At 45.7% G+C, this 26,871-nt stretch carries 23 protein-coding genes; all 23 read left to right on the forward strand.

The annotated features are described in order from the left end of the window. Positions 1–106 precede the first annotated feature (106 nt). The 23 genes from mfd (at position 107) to lysS (ending at position 26,262) form a co-directional block, all read left to right on the forward strand. The gene (gene mfd / locus NOM01_RS14770) at positions 107–3,661 is read left to right on the forward strand and encodes a transcription-repair coupling factor (RefSeq protein WP_255749264.1); all 3,555 of its coding nucleotides are present in this window, start codon (positions 107–109) and stop codon (positions 3,659–3,661) included. Positions 3,662–3,755: 94 nt separating this feature from the next. Next, on the forward strand, positions 3,756–4,292 hold the full coding sequence (spoVT, locus tag NOM01_RS14775) for a stage V sporulation protein T (RefSeq protein WP_255749265.1): 537 nt from the start codon (positions 3,756–3,758) through the stop codon (positions 4,290–4,292). A gap of 841 nt (positions 4,293–5,133) precedes the next feature. Next, a complete protein-coding gene (locus tag NOM01_RS14780) occupies positions 5,134–6,711 on the forward strand; it encodes a putative polysaccharide biosynthesis protein (RefSeq protein WP_255749285.1) in 1,578 nt (525 codons plus the stop codon). A 147-nt stretch (positions 6,712–6,858) separates the two neighbouring features. Then, positions 6,859–7,134, forward strand: a complete 276-nt coding sequence (locus NOM01_RS14785; protein ID WP_255749266.1) for an HU family DNA-binding protein — start codon at positions 6,859–6,861, stop codon at positions 7,132–7,134. Then, complete coding sequence (locus NOM01_RS14790) at positions 7,131–7,391, forward strand: RNA-binding S4 domain-containing protein (protein ID WP_255749267.1); 261 nt, start codon at positions 7,131–7,133, stop codon at positions 7,389–7,391. Before NOM01_RS14785 ends, NOM01_RS14790 begins: the two co-directional genes overlap by 4 nt. A 95-nt stretch (positions 7,392–7,486) precedes the next feature. Continuing rightward, positions 7,487–7,795 carry a sporulation protein YabP gene (gene yabP, locus NOM01_RS14795; RefSeq protein WP_255749268.1) on the forward strand — a complete coding sequence of 103 codons (309 nt, stop codon included), beginning with the start codon at positions 7,487–7,489 and terminating at the stop codon, positions 7,793–7,795. Further along, positions 7,792–8,370: a spore cortex biosynthesis protein YabQ gene (gene yabQ / locus NOM01_RS14800; protein WP_255749269.1), complete on the forward strand. Its 579-nt coding sequence runs from the start codon at positions 7,792–7,794 to the stop codon at positions 8,368–8,370. The genes yabP and yabQ overlap by 4 nt, the downstream gene beginning before the upstream one ends. Before the next feature lie 14 nt (positions 8,371–8,384). Beyond that, complete coding sequence (locus tag NOM01_RS14805) at positions 8,385–8,765, forward strand: FtsB family cell division protein (protein ID WP_255749270.1); 381 nt, start codon at positions 8,385–8,387, stop codon at positions 8,763–8,765. Positions 8,766–8,832: 67 nt separating this feature from the next. After that, entirely contained in the window at positions 8,833–9,258 is a 426-nt protein-coding gene (locus NOM01_RS14810; protein WP_255749271.1) for a S1 domain-containing RNA-binding protein, read from the forward strand. Between the two features lie 435 nt (positions 9,259–9,693). Beyond that, the gene (gene spoIIE, locus NOM01_RS14815) at positions 9,694–12,168 is read left to right on the forward strand and encodes a stage II sporulation protein E (protein ID WP_483315992.1); all 2,475 of its coding nucleotides are present in this window, start codon (positions 9,694–9,696) and stop codon (positions 12,166–12,168) included. A 166-nt stretch (positions 12,169–12,334) separates the two neighbouring features. Next, positions 12,335–13,072: a VWA domain-containing protein gene (locus NOM01_RS14820; RefSeq protein ID WP_255749273.1), complete on the forward strand. Its 738-nt coding sequence runs from the start codon at positions 12,335–12,337 to the stop codon at positions 13,070–13,072. Continuing rightward, the gene (locus NOM01_RS14825) at positions 13,056–13,997 is read left to right on the forward strand and encodes a protein kinase domain-containing protein (RefSeq protein ID WP_255749274.1); all 942 of its coding nucleotides are present in this window, start codon (positions 13,056–13,058) and stop codon (positions 13,995–13,997) included. Before NOM01_RS14820 ends, NOM01_RS14825 begins: the two co-directional genes overlap by 17 nt. Positions 13,998–14,056: 59 nt before the next feature. After that, the gene (tilS, locus tag NOM01_RS14830) at positions 14,057–15,493 is read left to right on the forward strand and encodes a tRNA lysidine(34) synthetase TilS (RefSeq protein WP_255749275.1); all 1,437 of its coding nucleotides are present in this window, start codon (positions 14,057–14,059) and stop codon (positions 15,491–15,493) included. Beyond that, entirely contained in the window at positions 15,490–16,029 is a 540-nt protein-coding gene (gene hpt / locus NOM01_RS14835) for a hypoxanthine phosphoribosyltransferase (protein WP_255749276.1), read from the forward strand. The genes tilS and hpt overlap by 4 nt, the downstream gene beginning before the upstream one ends. Positions 16,030–16,158: 129 nt before the next feature. Then, the gene (gene ftsH / locus NOM01_RS14840; protein ID WP_255749277.1) at positions 16,159–18,183 is read left to right on the forward strand and encodes an ATP-dependent zinc metalloprotease FtsH; all 2,025 of its coding nucleotides are present in this window, start codon (positions 16,159–16,161) and stop codon (positions 18,181–18,183) included. A 120-nt stretch (positions 18,184–18,303) separates the two neighbouring features. Beyond that, positions 18,304–19,068: a type III pantothenate kinase gene (locus tag NOM01_RS14845; protein ID WP_255749278.1), complete on the forward strand. Its 765-nt coding sequence runs from the start codon at positions 18,304–18,306 to the stop codon at positions 19,066–19,068. A gap of 19 nt (positions 19,069–19,087) precedes the next feature. Further along, positions 19,088–19,963: an Hsp33 family molecular chaperone HslO gene (hslO, locus tag NOM01_RS14850; RefSeq protein WP_304654921.1), complete on the forward strand. Its 876-nt coding sequence runs from the start codon at positions 19,088–19,090 to the stop codon at positions 19,961–19,963. A gap of 283 nt (positions 19,964–20,246) precedes the next feature. Then, positions 20,247–21,170, forward strand: coding sequence for a cysteine synthase A (cysK, locus tag NOM01_RS14855; protein WP_255749280.1), 924 nt, complete (start codon positions 20,247–20,249; stop codon positions 21,168–21,170). 454 nt (positions 21,171–21,624) lie between these two features. Next, positions 21,625–22,443 carry a dihydropteroate synthase gene (folP, locus tag NOM01_RS14860; protein ID WP_255749286.1) on the forward strand — a complete coding sequence of 273 codons (819 nt, stop codon included), beginning with the start codon at positions 21,625–21,627 and terminating at the stop codon, positions 22,441–22,443. Next, positions 22,436–23,317: a 2-amino-4-hydroxy-6-hydroxymethyldihydropteridine diphosphokinase gene (gene folK / locus NOM01_RS17310; RefSeq protein ID WP_370646150.1), complete on the forward strand. Its 882-nt coding sequence runs from the start codon at positions 22,436–22,438 to the stop codon at positions 23,315–23,317. The genes folP and folK overlap by 8 nt, the downstream gene beginning before the upstream one ends. Next, positions 23,269–23,472 (forward strand): helix-turn-helix domain-containing protein, encoded by a 204-nt coding sequence (locus tag NOM01_RS14875; RefSeq protein ID WP_255749281.1) that lies wholly within the window; start codon positions 23,269–23,271, stop codon positions 23,470–23,472. The genes folK and NOM01_RS14875 overlap by 49 nt, the downstream gene beginning before the upstream one ends. A 19-nt stretch (positions 23,473–23,491) precedes the next feature. After that, positions 23,492–24,484, forward strand: a complete 993-nt coding sequence (dusB, locus tag NOM01_RS14880) for a tRNA dihydrouridine synthase DusB (RefSeq protein WP_255749282.1) — start codon at positions 23,492–23,494, stop codon at positions 24,482–24,484. A gap of 284 nt (positions 24,485–24,768) precedes the next feature. Next, entirely contained in the window at positions 24,769–26,262 is a 1,494-nt protein-coding gene (gene lysS / locus NOM01_RS14885; protein ID WP_255749283.1) for a lysine--tRNA ligase, read from the forward strand. Positions 26,263–26,871: the final 609 nt, after the last annotated feature.

Here is a 26,871-nt window from a genome sequence, read left to right on the forward strand (position 1 = left end):
TATAATCATAGAAGTTTATCACAGATGATTAGGGTTCTGAAGAATCACTGCAGAGCTTTGGCTTAAGCCAAAGCGTTTTTCGGTTTTCAGAAAGCGAGGGTAGTCCATGCTTGGCCTGAGCCACTATTATCAACAGAACATAGATGAAATTCAAACAGTCCTTGAAGGCTATGAGCAAGGTATGAAGCAGCAGCTGGTGTCCGGACTTTCAGGCGGCGCAAAAGCATTATGGATTGCGGCGGTTTATCAGAAGAGACATCAGACATCTGTTGTTGTGACACATAACCTTTATCAAGGGCAGAAACTTTATAATGATCTCGAAGGCTTGATCGATTCGGAGGAGCTGTTTCTTTACCCTGCCAACGACTTGATTGCGTCTGAACTTGCTGTGGCAAGCCCGGAACTGCTCGCTCAACGTATTGATGTACTGAACCGGCTTGCGCAAAATCGCAAAGCACTCATTATTATACCGGTCGCCGGACTGAAAAAACTGCTCGCTCCGCTCTATTTGTGGAAAGCGAGCTTATTGCAGTTTGAGGTCGGAAAGACGGTTGATTTAGATGCGCTTCCGCGAAAATTGACAGCCATGGGCTATGAACGCGAATCTATGGTTGCCGGTCCAGGTCAATTCAGTATACGGGGCGGAATCATTGATCTTTTCCCGCTGACAGAAGCCCATCCGATCCGCATTGAGCTGTTTGACGATGAAATCGACTCTGTTCGCTATTTTGACAGTGACTCTCAGCGTTCGCTGGAAATGATTCAAAACAGCGTGCTGATCGGTCCGGCACGGGAACTTCTGCTTTACGAGGAAAACTATGCGGCGGCTGCGCAAGGACTTGAGCATGAACTGGCTGTCTCGTTAGCCAAGATGAAGGATCAGAAGGCTCAAGAGCTGCTCAGCGAACATAGCTCTGCTGACATTGAATCATTAAAACAAGGTGTGCCTTTTAACGGAATGATCAAGTATGCGTCTTTGTATTACAACAAATTGACGACTATTGATGATTATTTGCCTGAAGATGCTTTGATTATCTTTGATGAGATCAGCCGGATCCAAGAAATGTCTGAACAGCTGGATCGCGAAGAAGCCGAATGGCGAGTCGACATGCTGCAAAGAGGGGATATGGTCAGTGAATTGCCGCTGACTATGAGTTGGCCACAACTGACCGAGCGGCTGTCCCATCCGCTTCTCTTGCTGTCCCTTTTCCTCAGGTACCATGGTCAGTTTCAGCCGCAGAATGTCGTCAGTATAACATGTCGTGCGATGCAAAATTTTCATGGTCAGATTCAATTGTTGAAGACTGAGGTTGAACGTTGGAAGAAGGGCGATTTCTCCGTTACCTTTCTCGCCTCTGACAAAGAACGAGCAAAACGCTTAGATCAAGTATTATCGGATTATGGCATTCAGGCGGAATTTGTAGCACCCGAAACGCCACCTGTTCACGGTGTGAATCAGATTACAATCGGTCAATTTGAAATTGGCTTTGAATTGCCGCTTAAGAAAATCGCCGTGATTACTGAGCAGGAAGTCTTTACAAAAAAGACGGCGAAAGCGAACCATCATGGAAAGAAACTGTCGAATGCCGAACGCCTGAAAAATTATAGCGAGCTTAAAGTCGGCGATTATGTGGTTCATGTGGATCACGGGATCGGCCGATACGCCGGTATTGAGACGCTTGAAGTCAACGGTACGCATAAAGATTATTTGCAAATTATTTATAAGGGCAATGATAAGCTCTACGTCCCGGTGGAACATATTGATCAAGTACAGAAGTATGTGAGTTCCGAGGGTAAGGAACCGAAGATCTATGCACTAGGCGGCGGCGAATGGAAGAAGGTCAAGAGCAAAGCACGTTCGTCGATTCAAGATATCGCTGATGACTTGATCAAGCTCTACGCAAAGCGTGAAGCGAGCAAAGGCTACGCTTTTGCGAAGGACAGCGATGCGCAGCAGGAATTTGAAGCGGCGTTCCCATATGAGGAGACCACAGACCAGCTCCAAGCCATTGAAGAAATCAAGAAGGATATGGAGAACGAGAAGCCGATGGATCGTTTGCTGTGCGGTGATGTGGGCTACGGCAAGACCGAGGTTGCTTTGCGTGCTGCATTTAAAGCCATTGCCGACGGAAAACAAGTGGCTCTTCTGGTTCCGACTACAATCCTTGCACAACAGCATTTCGAGACGGCGAGTGAACGGTTTGAAGATTTTCCGGTCACGATCGGACTGCTTAGCCGTTTTCGTTCGAGGAAAGAACAAATGGAAACGCTTAAGGGCCTTAAAGCGGGCACGGTTGATTTAGTCATTGGGACGCATCGTCTACTGTCAAAGGATGTTCAATATAAAGATCTCGGTTTGCTGATTGTTGATGAAGAACAACGATTCGGAGTCACCCACAAGGAAAAAATTAAACGTCTGAAGGCGAATGTCGATGTGCTGACACTGACCGCGACACCGATTCCACGTACACTGCATATGTCGATGCTCGGGGTACGTGACCTTTCAATTATTGAAACACCACCGGAGAACCGCTTCCCTGTACAAACCTTTGTCATGGAATACAATGCGTCATTAATTCGGGAAGCAATCGAACGCGAAATGGCGCGCGGCGGGCAGGTGTACTTCCTTTATAATCGTGTGGAAACGATTCAGCGGATGGCTGAAATGATCTCCGGACTGGTCCCTGATGCAGCAGTCACATTTGCGCATGGGCAAATGAAAGAATCAGAACTTGAATCTGCAATGATTGATTTTCTCGACGGAAATGCAGATGTACTTGTTAGTACGACAATTATTGAAACCGGCGTTGATATTCCAAACGTCAATACCCTGATTGTTTACGATGCCGATCGAATGGGGCTAGCTCAACTGTACCAGCTTCGCGGACGAGTCGGGCGTTCCAGCCGTGTTGCCTATGCTTATTTTACGTATCAACGCGATAAGGTCATGAACGAGGTTGCTGAGAAAAGACTGCAAGCCATAAAGGAATTTACCGAGCTCGGTTCCGGATTTAAAATCGCAATGCGTGATTTGTCCATTCGCGGGGCCGGAAATCTGCTGGGCGCCCAGCAGCATGGATTTATCGACTCTGTCGGTTTTGATCTTTATTCGCAAATGCTTCAGGATGCCATTGCTGAGCGCAGCAAGAAGAGCAGTACGGACATGGCACCAAAACCGCCTAAAGTCACCATTGAGATGGAGACAGATGCATACATTCCGGATCTGTATATTGAGGATTCTCTGCAGAAAATTGATATGTATAAACGCTTCAAAGCTGCTGCCTCGGTTCAAGATGTTGAAGAACTGAAGGATGAGATGATCGACCGGTTCGGCGATTACCCAAGAGAAGTAGCCGACCTGTTCAAAGTGGCCGAGATACGCGTGACAGCAAATCAATTAATGATTGAGGAAATTAAGCAGCAAAGTTCTGAGGTCAGAATTATTTTCTCGGAAATGGGCTGGAAATCATTGGATCGAGAGTCGCTGTTTAAAGCAATCAGCAAAATGGGGTCCGGAGTTGGTCTCGGCGCGGAAGGATCGAAAATGAAAATAACCATTAAACAGAATAGGCGCAATGCAGATTCTAAGCTGCTGGAGGAGGTTGCTAAACTGCTTGGCGGAATCGAGCAGCTTCAGAAGCCGTCTGAGAAGGTAGGATAAATTTGGCGAAAAATGCATACTTTGACCAGTAGCGCAGATAATAATGCAAGGAATAGATGATTTTTGCGGAAGCGGAAAGAGAGGACATCCTTGTATGAAAGCAACTGGCATTGTCCGCCGAATCGATGATCTTGGGCGGGTAGTTATTCCTAAAGAAATACGGCGTACACTTCGTATTCGTGAAGGGGATCCACTAGAAATTTTCGTTGATCATGATGGCGAAGTGATTTTGAAAAAATACTCGCCGCTGAGCGAGCTCGGCGATTTTGCAAAAGAATACGCGGAGTCCTTGGCGGAAAATTCCGGCAAGCTGACCCTTGTCAGTGACCGTGATGCTGTGATTGCAGTCGCGGGAGGACCTAAAAAAGACTACTTGGAAAAGCGTCTGCTTGCGGTACCGGAAAAATCCATGGAGCAGCGGCAAACCATTCTTGAACAGGATCGCGGCGAGCCGCTAATGGAAGGACATGAAAATCTGTCCGGCCCCTATGTTGTTGCACCAATTATTGCCGGGGGCGATCCAATCGGTACCATTATTCTCATCGATAAGGACAAGAAGCCGATGGGTGAAGTCGAGGTAAAGCTTGCTGAGACGGCTGCAGGCTTTCTTGGCAGGCAGATGGAGCATTAAAAGTAAAATGTTTGCATGAGAGGAGGCGGCTGCAGCGCCTCTTTTTTGCAAGATAAGAAAGTATAGGATTTTGCCCCATATTTAAACGAATAAGCCAGTGTCTTGGACGAGAATAAAAGCGGAGGTTCGAGACGCCAGCGGAATCAGGTGCCAGCGAGACCCCGCGGATTTCTGCTTGTCTGAGGAGGCTCGCGGTGCGCCCGCGGTCGCGCTCAGTTGATGCGAGCAACCGAAGCGATGATTCACACCATAAAGACACAAATCAATGCTAAAAAAGGGAACTTTCGCAAGTGTAAAGGAGCTTTCGCTAAATACGCATACGTCCTGTATGCAACGCGAAAGCCATCACGTCCTGTGAAAGTAAGGACCGGGCGCTTTTTGCCCGGTTTTTCTTACAAGAAAAGAATGTATATCGTTCTGCCTTGCTGGTACAATGATCAGCGTCATAAGATTCGGGTGGGTGATCAGGCAAGCGCCCAATCTGAGAAATAGACGGAAAAATTCCGCTTAAATTGAAAATGAATGGTAAAATCGTTTAAATAGACGGAGAAATTACCCTTATTGAATCGAAAAATGTAAAAATAGAGGTTTTTTCTCTGAATAAGCGGAAAAATTACCCTTATTTACAGGCAAAACTAGCGCCATGGCGCATATAACCGGAAAATCTCCGCTTATTTTACTCGTTACTTAATGAAGGACCGGGCGTTTTTTGCCCGGTTTTTCTTATTGGGTTGATTCTTGATTCCAGGTACGCGATAGGGCAAGTTATGATATAATCCAACAGAGAATTCTTGGAGAAATGAGAGAGATCATGGGCAACGAGAAGAGGGAGAGCCACTTGGTGTGGCGCGGTGCGGCGATACTCACGGGTGCAGCTCTGCTGGTGAAGATTATGAGCGCGCTTTACCGGCTTCCCTACCAAAATTTTGCCGGCGACGTCGGTTTTTATGTTTATCAGCAAGTTTATCCTTTTTACGCACTGGCAGTGGCACTTGGAAGCACGGGATTTCCAATTGTCATTTCCAAATATATGGCTGAGGCAGGAGAACGGCATGACGCGAAAGTGGACGTGCAAAGGCATGCACTGATCGCGCTGCTGCTGATCTGCGGATTCTTTTTTGCTGCCCTTTTTATCTTTGCACAGCCTTTGGCAGCACTGATTGGTGATCAGCATCTTGCTGCCTTAATTCGTATCGCCGCATCAGCCTATCTTTTCGTCCCGATTGTGGCCCTTTTGCGCGGAACTTTTCAAGGCGACAAGGAAAATATGCTGCCTACAGCTCTCTCTCAAATCGGAGAACAGGTGACGCGTGTTTGTTTCATTTTAGGATTGTCCTGGTATTTATTTCTCAATCATGGAGATGCCTATGCATTCGGATTGGTTGCAACATCAGGATCGGCATTTGCGCCGCTCGTCACACTGATTATTCTTATTCTGTTTTTGCCCCGAAAAAAACAGTTCGCATACGAACTGTTTTCGAGGTCGGCCGTTGCAATCAATTGGCGGATGGTCAAAACACTTATAACTGCCGGCTGTCTTTTTTCCATTCTTGCCGTTCCCCTGCTCTCGTTTCAGCTTATTGATTCATTAACCGTACTTCGGCTTTTGGGTAAAATGCATCTTGCCGATCCGCGTGCTGAAAAGGGCATCTATGATCGTGCTTATATACTGACACAGTTTGGAATGATCGCATCTGCTTCGCTGACGGTGGCCATGGTGCCGCGCCTAGCGCAACTCGCAGCATTGCGAAAGCGTTATGAATTTCAAATGGAGGCAACGCTTTCGATTAAAGTAAGCGTTGCTTTTGGTGCAGCAGCAGCTGCAGGACTCATGATGATCAGCCGCGAGGTTAATATTATGCTGTTTCGAAATGCCGACGGAACGGCAGCTTTCGCAATTGCATCGTTCACGATGCTGACGCTTTCGATCATTTTGACCGCTTCAGGAATTTTAGAGGCAAACGGAAAACCCTGGGTACCTTTTTACTTTCTTGTCCTTGGCTCGTGTGTAAAAGGTGCGGCAAATTATTTCCTTATTCCGCACTTTGCTATTGTCGGTGCTGCTTTGGGTACATGTCTAGGAACCGCTGCAGCTGCTGTAATGAGTCTTGTCTATTTGCACCGCCATGCATTGACCGAGCGATTGCCCTGGCGCGCGGTTGTGAAATTAGGCATTGCCTTATCCGGGATGGCGGCAAGCGTGTCTCTTTGGAAAAGAATAATCAGCCGCTTCACCGATCCCCTTTCGGCAAGGCCCGCAGCATCAGTGCTCGCTTTATCCGGAGCCGTAGTCGGCGGTGTGGTCTTTATCGTGATCCTTTATATGGTCCGTTTTCTGAATAAGCATGACCTGAAGCGGCTTCCGATACGAAGAAAAAAGAAGCACAGTGCGGCATCGGCACGGTCTCGGAAACTGTGATCTGAAGGTAACTTATGATAGAATGAAAAAAATGATGGTTATAGAAGATGCTCGGGAGGCAGGACTATGATCATCTCTTTTGAGCAGATCTCTATACGTGGGAAAAAACGTATAAACGAATGAATACAATATGGAGGAATGGTTTGAATGAATAAAAATGAACTCATCCATAAAGTGGCAGAGAAAACGGGCATTGCGAAAAAAGATACGGAAACGGTGGTTAACGAAGCGCTGGAACAAATTATTCAAGCGCTGAATGCCGATGAAAAGGTTCAATTTGTCGGATTCGGTACCTTCGAAGTCCGTCAGCGCGCAAGCAGGACAGGACGCAATCCCCAGACAGGCGAAACAATCACAATCCCGGCGACCCGCGTGCCAGGGTTTAGAGCCGGCAATAAATTTAAGGATGCAGTGAAAAAATGAGATTAGACAAATATTTGAAAATATCCCGATTGATTAAACGGCGAACAGTAGCGAAGGAACTCGCCGATCAGGGGCGCGTTGATATTAATGGACAACCCGGAAAGGCAAGCTCGAATGTTGCGGTCGGTGATCAGCTGACTCTGCACTTCGGCCAAAAACCAATGACTGTTCGCATCTTGCTGTTAAAAGAAGTCGTCAAAAAAGAAGAAGCCGATTCGCTCTATGAAGTGGTCCGTGACCAGCAGGAAGGTCAATAAGCATTAAGTAGAAATTGATTTATTGTTGGTGATTCCGGTTGGTTCTAAATGGGACAGCTCCCTCATAATGTAGGAAACAGAGGAGGGGGAGTCCAATGAGTCAATTTTATTCGTCTCAGATCCCTAATAAAGACAAGCCGGCGCAAAATCAAAATATAGTTGTTAAGGATCGGAAATCAATCGAGATTACCGGTGTCAAACACGTGGAAAGCTTTGATCATGAAGAATTCTTGCTTGAGACGGTATTGGGGTATCTTGCCGTTCGAGGTTCCGGTCTGAAAATGCAAAATCTGAATGTTGAGCAGGGCCAGGTATTGATTGAGGGGCATATTATTGAAATCAGCTATCTGGATGATCAGGGCGGAGAAGCTCATAAAGGCTTCTTCGGCAAGCTGTTTCGATGACGCTTGAACAGCAATACGTCTCGCTTATCCTGATGCTCGCCATGGGTATTTGGTTCGGTGCTTCATTTTCGGTCTATCAGCACTTTGTGCACCCGAAAAAAGGACGCCGTTGGATTTTGCTGATTTCAGACCCTCTCTTTTGGATCGTACAGGCTGTACTGCTTTTTTCACTTTTGTTACCCGTAAATGAAGGACAATTGCGTCTTTATTATTTCCTGGGTATTGCACTCGGCTTTGCTTTTTATAAAGCACTTTTAGAAAAACCATTCATGCGTCTATTCGGCAAAATTGTTGCGGTGACTGTCCGAACAGGGCGTTTTACCGCAAAAACTGTCTATCAATTATTGATTTATCCGCTCTTTTTCCTATTGATGCTTGTCTTCAGATTGTGTAGAATGACAGTAAACACCTTACTGAAAATTTTGCTCTTTCTGCTTTTGATTCCTTTGAAAATTCTAAGAGGCATTGTTCGACTGGTTCTTCCGGATCGAGCAGTGGTCTATCTGGCAAAAAAAAGAATTTGGATACAGCAGAAATTCAATCAGTGGATGTCACTATTCACCAAACGGAAATGATCGGGGGGAACGATATGGAGAGTGCCGGTGCAGAGCGGGTCACTCGACTGCAGAATAATTATCTGCAGTCGCAGGAAATGAATGAAAAGAGAAAAAGAAAACGGCACAAGGGGTTAATTCGGCGTTTGACTGCTTTTTTTATTGTTTTTGCTTTAGCCTGCGCCTTCATGATCTCCTCTCTGATTTCGCAATCCCATAAACTAAATGCTGCATCACAAGAAAAAATAAGTTTACAAAAACAGCTGAATCAGTCGAAATCCCAAGCAGTGGAATTGAAGAAACGCATTTCTCTGCTGCATAATAAAAAATATATTGGCGAAATTGCAAGGCGCGATTATCTGTTATCGAATAAAGGAGAAATTATTTTTTCGAAACCCGATAATAACAAGGATTGACAGGCACTTTTTTTGCTATGTATAATAATATAATTAGTGATACCAATTTAGGAGGAAGCTTTTTTTTATGTCAATTGAAGCAGGCAGCAAGCTGAAGGGTAAAGTATCAGGAATTACGAACTTCGGAGCCTTCGTTGATTTACCAGACGGAAAAACGGGTCTGGTTCATATCAGTGAGGTTGCGGATCGGTATGTGAAAGACATTCATGACGTTCTGGCGGTTGGTGATGAAGTAACGGTAAAGGTGTTGCAAGTCGCTCCGGATGGAAAAATCGGTCTATCGATCCGTAAAGCTGTCGATAAACCTAAGGTTGCATCTTCATCCTCGCGCGGAGGTTCTCAGAGACATGGCGGCGGGAAACGGTTTACCTCGCGTGCTCCAAGCTTTGAGGACAAAATCTCCCAGTATTTGAAGGACAGTGAAGATCGGCTTTCGACAATTAAGCGCCAGACAGAATCCAAACGCGGGGGACGCGGTGCGAGAAGAGGCTGAGCGCGACCTCCGAAAGTTTCTCAATATATAAACGCAACACCCAAGTTCAAACAGAGCTTGGGTGTTTTTTATTGCCCCTTGACAGGGGGAGTTCCGACACTGCCTATTGGAATGCTTGACTGCACTGAACAGGCGCTGTTATGAATGACTTGTTTTAAAGGTGCTGAATTTTTGTAGTGGTGTCAAGGTGAAAGATGAACGATGGCGAAGGCAGAAAATTTAGGGAAAAAAGGCGGTATTTCAAAGTCTTCGCCTTCTATAGACGATAAATTCATGCTATTCATCGACAGACTGCACGATCATTTGTCGTTTATGGCTGAACATCAAGAATGCCGTCGAAGTTTTTTTGATCTGCGGCTTGTGATTGTGACAAATTATGAACGTCTACTATGCTTTAATGGATCATACAATCATAAGTTAAAGGCGGCGAGCGATATGATTCAAAAATTTGGCGGTGCAGCAGCGGGTACCATTGACCCTTACCTACAAAAAAATCAAACGATACAAGAACGATCAAAATCGCAGCGCTCTTTTCAAACCTTTTTGCTGGGTGTTATGTTTCGTACCGATCTGTTTTTTCTGGCAGCAGGATTTTTACTTGGACGGGCTGTAATCATTACAAGCTTGACACCGTTTATTCTTCCTTTTTTTGCAACTGTATTCTGGATGAAACGCAAACGGAGATGGGCAGATTCAATGGCAGTTTTGGCCGGAGGGCTCACGCTGTCTGTGGGACAAGCTTTTTACGCACTGCTTGGATTAATCGTTTTCTTGGCAGGGTGGAGGATTGTGGCTTCGTTTCAACGTGTGCATATGGAACGCTGGCTGCCTGGACTTGTATTTCTTACCGGATTTTTAGTGCGTCTGCTCTGTCAGGCAGCATTTTCATTGACACTTGTATGGACGGATGTGCTCACGGCCGGAGCCGAGGCATCATTATCCGCGCTTGTGACACTCATATTTATGCAGAGCGTTCCGCTCATGTCTACGCGTGTTAACCATAAACTGTTTCGAAATGAGGAAATCATTTGTTTCGTCATTTTAATTTCATCAGTAATCGCCGGAACAATCGGATTGCATATCTATGATCTATCCATTGATCATGTACTTGCCCGGTATGCCGTGCTTCTGTTCGCATACGCTGGCGGTGCGGCGATCGGTTCAACGGTTGGTGTGGTGATCGGTCTCATTCTGGGCATGGCGAGCGTGTCGAGTCTCTATCAAATGAGCCTGCTCGCCTTCTCAGGCGTGCTTGGCGGCTTACTTAAGGAGGCGGGAAAAGCGGGTGTTTGTGCCGGATTGTTAATCTCGACATTATTAATTGGTGTTTATGGCGGCGGATATGCAGGGCTTGGGAGCGAGGTGATTGATTCGATTGCGGCCATTATACTTTTTCTTGTTACACCGAAGAGTCTGATCCGGCAAATGGCTTCCTTTATTCCGGGGACACGCGAGTATCAGGCTGAACAACAGCAATATGTACGTAAGCTGCGTGATGTAACAGTTGGTCGGGTGGAGCAGTTTTCAGGCCTTTTTCAGACGCTTGCGAAGAGCTTTTATCCACCGGCAGAAGCGGAAACAGAGGAAGACAGCGACGTTTTGAGTAATGTCACGGCCAAGACATGCCAGAACTGCTTCAAAAAAGAGTTCTGCTGGGTCAATAATTTTGAACGGACGCAGAAGCTGATGCTCGAATTGCGTGATGAGTCGCGGCGTGGAAATCGTGAAGAGAATGCACGGCTGCATCATAAATGGCGTAGTCACTGTTCCAAGGCGGAGCGAACGCTGGAAGTCATCCGCAAAGAGCAGAGTCTGTCTGAACTGCATGAGAAGATGAAACAAAATGTTAAAGAGAGCAGACGGCTTGTCGCGGATCAGCTCAGAGGTGTCTCACAGGTAATGGGCGATTTTGCCAGTGAAATGAAGCGTGAACGCGGTCTTCATGAATGGCAGGAAGAAATGATTCTAGCTAAATTGAATGGTATCGGTATCCGCGTTGAGAGTCTGGAGATTTACAATTTAGAATCTGGGGCTATTGATATTGAAGCGCTGCTGCCGACCGATAATTACGGTGCATGCGAAAAAGTTATTGCACCTCTGCTGTCCGATATTCTCGGCGAGAGTATTGTTGTTGAGAAAAAGCAAGCCTCTGATTATCCCGGAGGACCGAGTCGTGTTGTTTTTATTTCTGCTCGTGCATACGATTTGGATACCGGTGTCGCAACGGCCGCACGAGGAGGGGGCAGCATTTCCGGGGATAACTACTCACTTTTTGAAATCGGTTCCAAAAAATACGTTATGGCAATAAGCGATGGAATGGGGCATGGCGAACGTGCGGACATGGAAAGCAAAGATACCTTACAGCTGCTGAATAAAGTATTAAAATCCGGTATTCATGAGACGCTGGCGATCAAATCCATTAATTCAATCCTATCGCTTCGCTCGACTGAGGAAATTTATGCGACACTGGATTTGGCACTGATTGACTTGCAAAATGCGACATCAAAATTTCTGAAAATAGGATCAAATCCAAGCTTTATTAAGCGCGGCGGCCGTGTTTTCATGTTGGATGCAGGTAATTTACCAATTGGAATTATACGTGATGTTGATGTGGATATGAAGACTGAACAGTTAAAATCCGGAGACCTACTGATCATGATGAGCGATGGGATTTTTGATGTGCCAAAGCATATTGAGAATAAAGAAGCATGGGTCAAGCGGAAAATTAAAGAGCTGCAGACTAATGACCCGCAAGAAATTGCCGATCTGCTGCTTGAGGAAGTAATTCGTGTCGGAGATGGCAGTATTGATGACGATATGACAGTCATCGCTGCACGAATCAGCCATCATATTCCTGAGTGGTCGGCTTTTTCGACGGATCGAAGCGATGAACATGCCAATCGTGCCTAATGGGATTAAATGAATCTTTCACACCGTTTTTATCGTTGCTTGCATCTTTGCGAGGCAGATAGATTTTGCTTTGGCGGTCATGAGGCAAGTTTTACGAGACTAACGGTATAGAAACTACTTTTCCTGTCTATCATAATGCTAGATTCAGGGAGGAGTGAAAGACTCAATGAAGAAGGGCACGTTAAAGCAAATTTTGTTAATCACTGACGGGTGTTCCAATGAAGGCGAAGATCCGGTAGCAATGGCGGCACTGGCTCGTGAACAAGGGATTACCGTTAATGTCATTGGTGTTCTTGATCAATATGACTCGGAGGACAGTCATGGCTTGCAGGAAGTAGAGGGAATTGCACAGGCGGGCGGCGGGATCAGCCAAATCGTCCAGACGAAGCAGCTCGCGCAAACGGTGCAAATGGTGACAAAGCAGGCGATGACTCAGACGATTAAAGGTGTGATCAATCGACAGCTTCAGGATATTTTGGGTGACGGGGAAACGGTAGAGGATTTGCCTCCCGAAAAACGTGGAAAAGTAATGGAAGTCGTTGATGAGGTTGGTGAAACAGCTGATCTCCATGTATGCATTCTTGTTGACACAAGTGCCAGTATGAAAAATAAATTGCCGACTGTACGCGAGGCACTGACCGATTTGTCACTGAGCTTATCCGCACGCATGGGTGAAAATCAATTTTGTCTCTTTCTATTTCCCGGGAAAAGAAAGTCCGTGCAGAAAGTCATTTCATGGACGCCGCAGTTGGACAGCATTAAACGCATCTTTGAAAAAATAAGCTCGCATGGCATTACACCCACAGGACCGGCAATTAAAGAAGCAGTAAAAAGCTTTTCGTCGGTGTCGAGAAAACAGTCGCTCTTTGAAGATGATGAGGCCTATGATGATGGCCCAAGATAATCTGCACTTTGCTCCGGGAACCTTGATCACCGGGAAATGGCATCGAAACCAATACCAGCTTGTCAAGTGGCTGGGGAGCGGCGCACAAGGTACGGTGTATTTGGGAAGAGAAGGACGCCGTATGGTCGCGATCAAGCTGGCTAAGGATCGCGCGTCACTGATCTCAGAGGTTAATGTACTGAAACAGTTTGAAAAGCTCCAAGGGGATCCTTTGGGGCCTTCTTTATATGATAGCGACGACTGGCTGACGCGGGGCAGAACGATTGGATTCTGCGTTATGGAATACTTGGACGGCATTTCATTGGCCGATGCGCTTAAGCGGAAACCCTTTGATTGGACACTTGTATATATGCTGCAGCTGTTGAAGCAACTGCAGCAGCTGCACAGGTCGGGGTATATATTTGGTGATCTGAAGCCGGAAAATTTGATTCTTATACATCCGGGCCATTCGATCCGCTGCCTTGATTTTGGGGGAGCAACACGCATAGGAAGATCTGTGAGAGAATATACTGAATTTTATGACCGAGGATATTGGGGCTTCGGCGGACGTCGTGCGGAACCGAGCTATGATTTGTTTGCTTGCGTGATGATTTTGATTTATGCTGCCGCAGGCAAACGCATTGTACGGACAAATGAACCTCAAGTTCAGCTTGTACAATTTGTGAAAAGTCATCCGAAGCTGGCACCGTATCGAAAAATAGCAATAAATGCAATGAGGGGGAGCTACCCAAGTGCAGAGGCTATGCGGCGTGAGCTGCTCCAAGAAATAATGACGAGCCGTCAAAGCGAGCCACGCTCGCCGCAGACAAGGCGTACTATTCGAAAAACAAATACAAGTTCAAGCAACAGCTGGAAATCAGCATGGCTTGCCGCTTCGGTTTTATTAACTGCCTATATTTTGTTTGTCATTATTTACGTCATGTAAAAATTGGAGTATTGTGGACATACATTATTTAGCGAGTATTTTCTGGGGAGAAAATAACGATGACATTTTCTGAACGTGTGACGCGTTTTATTGAAACTCATCACCTGATCCGCTCAAACGCAAGACTTGTTCTCGGTGTCAGCGGAGGGGCAGATTCGATGGCGCTTCTGCACTTTTTTTATATGAAAAAAAAGGACTGGAAGCTTGAACTGGCTGTCTGTTCCGTTGATCACACACTTAGAGGAGTCAAAAGTGCCGAGGATCAAAAATATGTCGCATCATTTTGCGAAAAAAGGGATATCCTTTTTATAGGGAAAACGGTTGATGCCCATTCTTGGAGTTCAGAAAGGAAAATCAGCATTGAAACAGCCGCGCGTGAGCTGAGATACAGGGCTTTTGCAGAAGCGATGGAAACATTCAAAGCAGATGCGCTTGTACTGGCACATCACGGTGACGATCAAGTAGAAACCATGCTGATGCGACAGGTGCGCGGCACCATCGGAATAGGGAGGGCAGGAATTCCTGTTCGGCGTGTTTTTAAGGGAAGGGAGATTATACGGCCGTTTCTTTCGCAGACAAAAGCTGATTTAGAAAATTATTGTGCTGAGAACGGAATTGTTCCGCGGCTTGATGAGTCGAATGAATCCGATGCGCACACAAGAAATCGCTTCCGGAAATATGTACTTCCATTTTTGAAGAAAGAGAATCCCCAGGTACATCTCAAATTCCAGTATGAAAGCGAGCGGATTGCAGAGGATGAATTACTGCTTGTACGGATGGCTGAAGATCAGCTTGAGCAGGCAATCCTGGATAAAAGGAAATATGAATATGCGCTTTCAATCCCTAAATTTCGTGACATTCACCCGGCTTTACAAAGGCGGACAATTCATCTACTATTATGTTATCTCTATACAAATCAACAGTTGCAGCCGATGCACCAACCGATACATATTGAACAACTATTGCTGCTGCTGCATTCCAGTCGTTCCTCAGGGATCGTCATTCTTCCCGGGGGGCTCACAGCTAGAAAATCCTACAACCGCTGTCGGGTCGGCTTCGTGCTGGAAAGCGGTGACATAGAAGAACAGGCAGCGATCAGTATCCCTGGACGGACAGATTTTCTTTCCGGCTCCATTGAGGCCGCTTATGTGAAAGGAGACAAATTATCTTCTTCTGCATTGGGCCGAGCCTGTTGCATCTTCGATGAGGAAAACATTGCCCTTCCGCTTTATGTGCGGACATGGCGAAGCGGAGATCGTATAAGTCCGAATGGGATGACAGGATCGCAGAAGATCCAGCGTATTTTCATCAACGAAAAGATTGACCGCAATGAAAGAATGAAGTGGCCTGTAATTACCGATGCGAACGGCCGTATACTTTGGCTGCCGCTGTTGAGGCGAGGCACGCCTTATCCGTCACCGCCTGATTTAGAGAAAAAGACCTATATAAAGCTTAAATTTATACCGTTGGCTGGTTTTGGGAGGACGCAGGAATGAAGGAAGACGTCAAGGAAATATTAATAACAGAAGAGGAAATTCAAAATAAGGTGCATGAATTCGGTGCAGCGCTCTCAAACGAATACGCCGACTCCTTTCCCCTAGTGATCGGTGTGCTGAAAGGGGCACTCCCCTTTATGGCTGACCTAATTAAGACCATTACTGTTCCGATTGAAATTGATTTCATGGATGTGTCCAGCTACGGCAACTCTACTGTGTCATCAGGGGAAGTGAAAATTCTCAAGGATTTGGATACTTCAGTGGAAAACAGAGATATTCTGATAATTGAGGATATTATTGACAGCGGACTGACCCTGAGTTATTTAGTCGAATTATTTAAGACGAGAAGGGCGAAATCCATAAAAATTGTGACGCTGCTTGATAAACCGTCAGGAAGAAAATCGGATGTTGCTCCGGACTTATCAGGATTTACTGTTCCCGATGCTTTTCTAGTCGGCTATGGTCTTGATTATGCGGAAAAATACCGAAACCTTCCATTTATTGGAATATTGAAGCCTGAGATATACGAGGCTTGAGCTGCTCATTTAACAGTTTTTTGTTGCTATTTAGAGGAACTGCTCGCAAAAATGCAATTGCTTGGGCAGTAACAAGTGTATGTGGTACTATAAAATATGATTTGTTTTTAGAGCGGGAGGAGGTAAGGCATGAATCGACTTTTTAAGAATATTATCATATATTTATTTATTGCTTTAGTGATCATCGGTATCGTCAGCTGGCTGACGGAAACGAATCGTACTGTTAAACCGATGACATACAGCGCCTTTCAAACGAACCTAAGTAAAGGCGCAGTAGATCAGTTAACCTTACAACCGGAAGGCAGCGTTTACGCAGCAACGGGACACTTGAAGAGTGCTGATAAAAATACGACATTCAAAGTGTATTTGCCGGCGAGTGACAAAGTTGTGAATCAGGTAACTGATTTGGCAAAACAGTACAAATTAGACTTTAAACCGACCGAACGGACAAGCGGATGGATTACATTTGTTACATCACTGATCCCGTTCGCCATTATCTTCTTCCTTATCTTTTTCCTTCTGAATCAAGCCCAGGGCGGCGGCGGCCGAGTAATGAATTTCGGCAAGAGCAAAGCCAAGCTGTATTCGGAAGACAAGAAGAAGGTCACATTCAAAGATGTGGCCGGAGCTGATGAAGAGAAACAGGAACTGGTGGAGATCGTTGATTTCCTGAAAGATCCGAGAAAGTTTGTTGCGCTTGGTGCGCGAATCCCGAAAGGTGTATTGCTTGAGGGCCCTCCTGGTACTGGTAAAACACTGCTCGCACGTGCGGTAGCAGGTGAAGCGGGTGTACCGTTTTTCTCAATAAGCGGTTCGGATTTTGTAGAAATGTTTGTTGGTGTCGGCGCGTCTCGTGTCCGCGATTTGTTTGATCAAGCGAAAAAAAATTCGCCATGTATCATTTTCATTGATGAAATTGATGCTGTAGGGCGTCAACGTGGTGCTGGTCTTGGCGGTGGTCATGATGAACGCGAACAGACATTGAACCAATTACTTGTTGAAATGGACGGTTTCGGAGCCAATGAAGGCATCATTATTGTTGCTGCAACCAACCGACCGGATATTCTTGACCCGGCACTTCTCCGTCCCGGACGCTTTGACCGTCAGATTCCGGTTAACCGTCCCGACCTTGTTGGACGAGAAGCTGTACTTCGTGTTCACGCACGCAACAAGCCGCTGGCTAAAGAAATTGATTTGAAAACTGTGGCTAAACTGACTCCGGGATTTTCAGGGGCCGATTTGGAAAACCTGCTTAATGAAGCAGCACTTGTCGCTGCTCGGGCAAATAAAAAAGTAATCAATATGGAAGACATCGATGAAGCAGTTGAACGTGTCATTGCCGGTGTCGCTAAGAAATCACGTGTGATCTCTAAGAAGGAACAAAACATTGTTGCCTATCATGAGTCGGGGCATACGATTATCGGCCTTGCTCTTGAAGGCGCGGATGAAGTGCATAAAGTTACGGTCATCCCTCGTGGCCAGGCCGGTGGGTATACGGTTTCCCTTCCAAAAGAAGATCGCTATTTCATGACCAAGCCGGAATTGCTTGAGAAGATATGCGGACTTCTTGGCGGTAGAGTTGCCGAAGAAATTATCTTTGGCGAAATCTCAACCGGTGCCAGCAATGATTTGCAACGCGTCACGGGATTGGCACGTCGTATGGTTACCGAATTCGGTATGAGCGATAAGCTGGGTCCGATGCAATTCGGCAATAATGACAGCGGGCAAGTATTCTTGGGACGCGATATTCAGAACGATCAGAACTACAGCGATGCAATTGCTTTTGAAATCGATCAAGAAGTGCAGCGCTTTGTAAAGGCGGAATATGATCGATGCAAAAAGCTGCTCCTTGAACATCGAGATAAGCTTGAATTGATTGCCCAGACGCTGCTCAAGGTGGAAACACTGGAAGAAGAGCAGATCAAATCACTGTATGAAACAGGTAAGTATATCGAACCAAGCAAGACTCGGTACGCTTCTGCTAAAGATGATAAAGAAGAAGCGCCTGCAATTGATCCAGCTGAACCGAAGGATGAATCAAAGAGTGATGTCAAAGTGACGATTCATTCAAAGGACGAGGATTCAATGCAGAAGCCGGTTGACTCGAAAGAACAATCGGACACCGAGAAAAAAGATGACGAGCATAAAATTTGATCGTTGTTTCGATTGCACATACAAAGAAAAGGGAGGCTTCTCCGAATGGGAGTGCCTTCCTTTTCGTTTTTGCCCTGATTTAATTCGAGAAACCGGCTGGATAAACTGGAGGATAACGAGATGATCTTTGTTTGTGATGTAGGCAATACCCACATTGTTCTTGGCACTTATGATGATGGAAAGTTAACAAATCATTGGCGCATTTCAACAGATCGTGAGAAGACAGAAGATGAATTCGGCATGCTAATTAATGATCTTTTTTCATACACCGGCCTATCCTTTGACAGGTTCAGCGGTGTGGTCATCTCATCAGTTGTACCGTCAATTATGTTTGCACTGGAACGGTTGTGCGAAAAGTATTTTCATCTGAAACCAATAGTCGTCGGCCCCGGTATTAAGACGGGATTAAACTTAAAGTACGATAATCCGAAAGAGCTTGGCGCAGACTTAATTGTGAATGCGGTAGCAGCGGTGAACGATTATCAGGCACCAATCATTGTAATCGATTTTGGAACGGCAACAACCTTTTCGTATATTGATGAGCAAAAGGCGTATATTGGCGGGGCAATTGCACCCGGCATTGATATAGCAACCGAAGCGCTTTATGAGCGAGCTTCGAAGCTTCCGAGAATTGAAATTGCAAAACCGCCGCATATCGTCGGACGCAATACAGTCCACGCCATGCAGTCCGGAGTTCTTTTCGGTTATGTCGGGCAAGTGGAAGGTATCGTTTCACGGATGAAAAAACAGGCGACTTCGAATCCGGTCGTTGTTGCGACCGGAGGACTGTGCTCACTGATTTCTCATGAGACCGATAGTATTGACCATGTGGACCCATTATTGACACTTAAAGGGCTCTTCCTCATTTATCAACGCAATGCGTAAAAAGAAAGGAATGATCGGATTGGGCGATTATTTTATCAAGGCTTTAGCATGCAGCGGCAGTCTCAGGGTGATTACGTCGGTAACGACTGAAACAATCAGAGAGGCCCAGTCGCGTCACAAAACATGGCCAACCGCAACAGCAGCACTTGGCCGAACGATGACTGCCTCGATGATGATGGCCGCACAAGAAAAAGGCGATGAAAAAATAACAGTTACTGTTCAAGGCGGTGGTCCGATCGGCGCAATCGTTGCCGATGCGAATACCCATGGACAAGTGCGCGGCTATGTGTCGAATCCTGAAGTACATTTTGAATTAAATGCACATGGTAAATTAGATGTGGCGCGCGCGGTCGGCAAGAGCGGTTTCCTCAGCGTTGTGAAGGATTTGGGACTAAGAGAAAATTTTACCGGGCGTGTGCCGATTGTTTCAGGCGAGCTGGGTGACGACTTCACCTATTATTTTGCCCGCTCTGAGCAGGTGCCTTCTGCCGTAGGTGTCGGTGTGCTTGTCAACCCTGATCAGACGGTGAAGGCTGCTGGGGGTTTTATTATTCAGGTACTTCCCGGTGCAGAGGACGCAACTATTGGAAAACTTGAGGAGCGGCTGAAGACTATTCCGCCAATTTCTAAACTCATTGATGCGGGACATTCTCCTGAAGAATTGCTTGCCGACCTTTTCCCGGACGGCGATTATAAGCTCTTGCAAAAGCACCCGGTGGCTTTTCACTGTGGTTGCTCAAAAGAAAAATTCGCAAGCTCCATTACTGGGTTAGGAGCAAAGGAAATTCAGGCCATGATTGATGAAGACGGCGGTGCGGAAGTGACTTGCCAATTTTGCGAAACGCATTACGCATTCACAGCAGATGAATTACAAGCACTGATTCCGCATAAATAATCTATGAACTTGTCTTTGGGCAGGTTCTTTTTTTACATGAAACTTTTAACGAATGGCGAGTATAAAAATTTCGCTGCATCATGAGGCACCAGACACCGGCCCAGCCTTAACTAAGCATTGGGAAAATCTAAGTTTTCAAATAGCTGCATATAAATAACACATGCTTTTTTGTATAAGCAAACAGATGTATTGCGGAGCAGTCATAATCATTGACGAACCACAAATTGACTGATAATATAGTGTATAAATCATACATGATTACTGAGGATTTAAAGGGGGATGAATGATGACTGTTGCAAATTCGGTTACGGAATTGATTGGAAATACGCCGATTGTTCGTTTGAATCATTTGACTGGTGAAAATGATGCGGAACTCTATGCGAAGCTTGAATATTTTAATCCGGGCAGCAGCGTGAAGGATCGAATCGCGCTGGCGATGATTGAAACCGCTGAAAAAGAAGGAAAACTGAAACCGAACGATACCATTATCGAACCGACAAGCGGCAACACTGGGATTGGTTTAGCCTTGGTTGCTGCTGTAAAAGGATACAAAGCTATTTTGGTTATGCCGGAAACGATGAGCATTGAACGGCGCAAATTGTTTAAGGCATACGGTGCTGAAGTCATTCTGACTCCTGGTGCCCAAGCGATCAAAGGATCGATTGCCAAAGCTCAAGAACTTGCGAAGGAAAAGGGCTACTTTTTACCCCAACAATTCCAGAACCCAGCAAATCCGAAGGTACATTATGAAACGACCGGTAAAGAAATTGCCGCAGCTTTCGATTCGCTGGATGCATTTGTGGCCGGTGTCGGAACAGGCGGTACGTTGAGCGGAAGCGGAAAAGCTTTGAAGGAAAAATTTAAGGACATCCGTGTTTATGCGGTTGAACCGAAGGACTCTCCAGTATTGAATGGAGGAAAAGGCGGTCCGCATAAGATCCAGGGAATCGGAACCGGTTTTATTCCGGATACATTGGATACAGAAATCTACGACGAAGTCATTGATGTTGCTAACGAGCAAGCATTCGAATACGCGCGCCTTGCCGGTAAAAAAGAAGGCGTGCTTGCCGGTATCTCCGGTGGTGCAGCAATTTATGGCGGTGTTCAGGTTGCTAAAAAGCTTGGCAAAGGTAAAAAAGTTGTTGTCATTGTGCCGGATAACGGCGAGCGTTATTTGAGCACACCACTGTATCAAGTCGAAGAATAATCAAATATGTAGAGCAAAAGCCCGGGAAACCGGGTTTTTTCTTTTTTTATGTAAAGAATGGGTCACTCGGCGGCGAGGATTAGTCATTGTTCTATTTTTTTCAGATGGAGAACATGCCTGACCTGCACTTGCCCGGCGGTTTATAAAAGTAAAGTCGACCATCTGTGTTATACTGTTTCTGTTATACAAAAAGAAGATTTAGAGGAATTTAGTGTCATCGGCACGACAAATAAAGGAACTTTGACTAACGGCGCCCATTTTTTGTGAGCAACGTCGAAGCCACCGCATCATGCGGAAGTACGTCCTGTGATAAGCCGGGCACTGGGTCATCCGTGACCGTCGCGACGGCGGCTTCGCCAAATGTTTGGCGAATTCAAGTTTTTCTAAAGCCGTGACTGATTTTCGGGAGGAACAAACACCTGTGAGCAATTTTCAACTTTCCCCTTTTCATCTGATGAACGTAAGGGGCAGAACGCTGGATTATCGAAAAAAAACGGTGATTATGGGTATTTTGAATGTAACTCCGGATTCGTTTTCCGATGGAGGACAATTCAATCAGCTTGACCATGCCGTGTCTCATGCATTGCAAATGGAACGTGACGGTGCAGATATCATTGATATTGGCGGCGAGTCGACACGTCCGGGACATACGCCGGTCGCAATGGATGAAGAAATCGCTCGTGTCGTACCAATGATTAAGGCGGTACGTGAGCATACGGACCTGCCAATTTCTATAGATACTTTTAAGGCGGAAACTGCTCGTCGTGCCTTGGAAGCAGGCGCGGACATCATTAACGATGTCTGGGGTGCCAAAGCGGATCCCGAGATGGCGAAAATAGCCGCGGACTATCACGTGCCGATCATTCTTATGCATAATCGCGACAACAATAATTATCAAGACATCATAAGCGACATGAAAAATGATCTTCGTGAGAGCATTGCAATCGCGTTGGATGCCGGTGTTGATCCGGAGCACATTATTCTTGATCCGGGTATTGGTTTTGCTAAGGACTACCAGCAGAATCTCTTTGTAATGAACCATCTCGAGGCGTTTCATGAGCTCGGTTATCCGATCTTGCTTGGCACATCGCGGAAAGGTTTCATTGGCAGGACACTAAACGTAACCGTGGACAATCGGATTGAAGGTACGGGAGCAACTGTTTGTCTTGGAATCTCCAAAGGCTGCCAAATTATGCGTGTTCATGATGTGCTCGAGATTGCGCGTATGGCGAAAATGATGGATACAATGCTGCAGGAGGTTCACCTTGACTGACACAATTAATTTGAACCGCATGCAGTTCTACGGATATCATGGCGCGCTTCCGGAAGAACAACGGATGGGTCAGCGCTTTGAAGTGGATCTAACGTTAGCATGTAATCTTTATCAAGCGGGAACTACGGACAGACTTGATCAAACGGTTAATTATGCGGAAGTATATGCGCAGGTAAAGGAAATCGTGGAAGGCCGTCCTTACGCGCTTATTGAAACAGTAGCTGAAAAAATTGCTGAAGTGATACTGCTCGGCTTTTCAAAAGTTGAAAGCTGCCGGGTTAAAGTAATTAAACCCAATCCGCCTATTGCCGGTCACTATGACTCGGTATCGGTGGAGGTTGAACGGTTTCGAACAACTGCCTACTTAGGGCTTGGATCGAATATGGGCGATCGGGCGGGGTTTTTGAAACACGCGCTCGAGGCGCTGCAAGCAGAACAAAAGATAAATGTTGTGCGCTGCTCGTCAATTTACGAAACAGACCCTTATGGTCCTGTTGAGCAGCCAGACTTTTTAAATATGATCGTGCAGATTGAAACACTTCTTCCCTCAATCATTCTATTGCATAGGCTTCAAAAAATAGAGGCAGATTTGGATCGAATGAGAGAGGTACACTGGGGACCAAGAACAATTGATCTTGATCTATTGGTTTTTGACCAAATGATTACCTATTCAGAAGAACTGTCCCTGCCCCATCCTGAAATCGCGCGTCGCGCTTTTGTCCTTAAACCGCTTGCTGAGATTGCGCCTCACCTGGTTGTTCCTGGAATCAACCGTTCAGTTATGGAAATGTGGCAAAATCTCAATGAAGGAGAGGGAGTGCGATTATGGAAAAAGAACAATGGGGAAGGAAAATTCGGGCTTTTCGAAAACTGAAAGGCTATACGCAAGCTGAGCTTGCTAAAGAATTAGGTATTTCATTAACCCTTTTAGGTGAAATTGAAAGAGAAAGCCGCGAACCTGAAACAGAACTTATTACGAAAATTTGTGACACACTGTCTATATCTCTTCAGGAAATGAAGGAATTATAAACCGAGGAAGGTTGATTTGATGCTGAAAATCGGTCCGATTGAGATGAAAAACCAAGTGGTCCTCGCGCCAATGGCGGGTGTATGCAACTCAGCGTTTCGCCTGATCGCCAAGCGCTTCGGTGCCGGGTTGGTATGTGCCGAAATGGTCGCTGACCGCGGTATTATTCACCACAATCAAAGGACATTAGATATGCTGTATATTGATGATCGTGAAAAGCCGCTCAGCCTGCAAATTTTCGGCGGTTCAAAAGAAACACTTGTTCAGGCGGCGAAATATGTAGACAAAAACACAAATGCGGATATTATCGATATAAATATGGGGTGCCCGGTGCCCAAAGTGACCAAAAGTGATGCTGGCTCAAGATGGTTGCTCGATCCTGATAAGATCTATGAGATGGTGTCTGCTGTTGTCGATGCAGTGGACAAACCGGTAACTGTTAAAATGCGTAAGGGATGGGACGACGATCACATCTATGCTGTGCGCAATGCCCAAGCAGTAGAACGTGCAGGCGGCAGTGCAGTGGCGGTTCATGGCCGTACGCGCGTGCAAATGTATGAAGGAAACGCCGATTGGGACATTATCCGCCAGGTAAAAGAGTCCGTCGGCATTCCGGTTATCGGAAACGGTGATGTTCGAACGCCGATGGATGCGAAACGGATGCTCGAGGAAACCGGAGTGGATGGTGTTATGATCGGACGCGCAGCACTTGGAAATCCTTGGATGCTGTATCGGACGGTTAAATACTTGGAAAGTGGTATGCTGCCTCCTGAACCGACTGCTAAAGAAAAAGCGGATGTCTGCTTAATCCATTTCGATCAATTGGTAAAATTGAAGGGTGAGCACATTGCTTCGCTGGAAATGCGTAAGCATGCTGCGTGGTACATGAAGGGTTTGTGCGGAGGCAACGACGTGCGCAAGCAAATTAACCAATGCGAGACCGGAGCTGAGCTTCGTCAGGTGCTCATTGACTTCCGAGAACAGCTGGAGCTTGATTTAGCACCGACAGTCTAAGGTTGACAGTATTTTTTTAATTCTCTATAATTCGATTAGATATCAAACTGCCGGAAGTATTGCTGGCAGTTTTCTTTATACAAATAACAAAGTATTAAAGATAAGAAATTAGCGGTGTCTAGTATAAGAGAAATTAAGGCTTAGTCATGTATGAATCGGACTCCGCCAAATTTTTCTTTATACGCCAGATGTATTTCATTGTGCATCTGAAAATGAGCAAAGCTCGATCCTGCTATAGAGCACTGTTTGGTGCCAGCGGGATACGACTGGAGGTTGAAAGAAGAATGAGTCAGGAAGTGGATCTGACCGATCAGCTGCAAGCCAGGCGCGAGAAGCTGAAGGTTTTGATTGAACAAGGAATTGATCCTTTTGGTGGTCATTATGATCGCACGCATGATACAGAAAAGATTCGCACGCTTTATGCAGATAAGACGGCGGAAGAACTCGAAGAGAATGAAATTGCCGTTGTCATGGCTGGCCGTTTGATGGCCAAAAGACGTAAAGGCAAGGCGGGATTCGCCGATATCCAGGATTTTTCCGGCAGAATTCAGCTGTACATTCGCAAGGACGCCGTAGGCGAAGACCAATACGAGATTTTCAAACATATTGATATCGGCGATTTTGTCGGTGTTGAAGGTACTGTATTTAAAACACATGTGGGTGAATTGTCCATTAAGGTTAATAAATTCAGTATTCTCTCGAAAGCGATGCGACCGCTGCCGGACAAGTTCCACGGATTGAAAGATGTGGAGCAACGCTACCGTCAACGTTATTTGGATTTAATCGTTAACCCTGAAGTCAGAGAAACGTTTATTCTAAGAAGTAAAATTGTTAAAGCCATTCGCGATGAATTGGATGGACAAGGCTATCTTGAAGTCGAGACGCCAACCATGCACTCCATTCCCGGCGGAGCAGCGGCGCGTCCGTTTATCACGCACCACAATGCCTTGGATATGGATCTATATATGCGTATTGCTATTGAACTGCATCTCAAACGGCTCATTATCGGAGGATTTGAAAAGGTTTATGAAATCGGCCGCGTCTATCGTAACGAAGGTGTTTCAACAAAACATAATCCTGAATTTACGATGATGGAGCTCTATACAGCTTATCAGGATTTGCGTGACGTTATGGAATTGACCGAAAATCTTATCTCTTCTGTCGCTGAAAAAGTACTCGGCAGCACAGAAATCACATATGGTGATGCAAAGGTTGAATTGAAGCCCCGCTGGCGCCGTGTACACATGGTCGACGCGATCAAAGAAGAGACCGGCGTTGACCTTTGGCCGCAAATGACTGACGAAGAAGCACGTAAGTTGGCTGCAGAGAACGGTGTTTCAGTAAAGGATGATATGACATACGGACACGTTGTTAATGAATTCTTTGAGCAAAAAGTTGAAGAAACATTAATTCAACCGACTTTCGTATACGGTCATCCGGTTGTAATTTCTCCGCTTGCGAAGAAGGATCCGAACGACGCACGATTCAGTGATCGTTTTGAACTGTTCATTGTTGGTAGAGAACATGCCAATGCGTTCAGCGAATTGAACGATCCGATCGATCAACGCGAACGTTTTGAGGATCAGATGCGCGAACGCGAAGCCGGCAATGACGAAGCACAGATTATCGATGAAGACTTCTTGGAAGCAATGGAGTACGGCATGCCGCCAACCGGCGGGCTAGGCATCGGGATCGACCGCTTAATTATGCTGTTGACTGATTCCGCGTCGATTCGCGACGTGCTGCTGTTTCCTCAGATGAGAAAGATTAATAAATAAAGCATATGTAAAGCCCGTTCTGCCTCCTAGAAAGTTGGCAGACGGGCTTTTTTGTTGCGCCGTGAACAAAGAAAGCAGTTTGCTAAGTGAAAGCTGGGTTTTCCAGCGCAAGAGATCGTTATTTGCATCAACATTCTTTTTTGCAGATGGAGATGGGCATGACGTAACGGTTACTTATGAGAAAAAGTGGTCGTGTCGAATGCGCAAAGGTTGGGTTAACTTCAGGTGAACGGTTAATCTTAAAGAAAGGGAAGACACCTTAAAAATTAGCCGGTAATTAAAAGATCACAAGCACCCAAGACATTGATTGCAATTTCAACTAAATGACAAGGTTTCGAAAGAAAATTCGGGCCGTGCTTAGGATTATGAACAAAATAAACGGAACACAGCAAATTTTTATTGACAAATGGATTCAATGCTGATAATATTTTCATGTTGCTGGACAAGAGGTCACTTGTTGTTGACATGTTGTCCAAGCTTATGTATACTGAAAAGATCGTTTTTACGATTGATTAAGTATTTTCATTGAGAAATTAATTAATTGTTAAATTGTTGTTGACATGATGTTGATTTCTTGATAAGATATTCAAGTCGCTTCAAGAGCGACTG

Origin of the sequence: Sporolactobacillus sp. STSJ-5 (genome assembly GCF_024385605.1) — a bacterium.
GTDB lineage: Bacteria > Bacillota > Bacilli > Bacillales > Sporolactobacillaceae > Sporolactobacillus.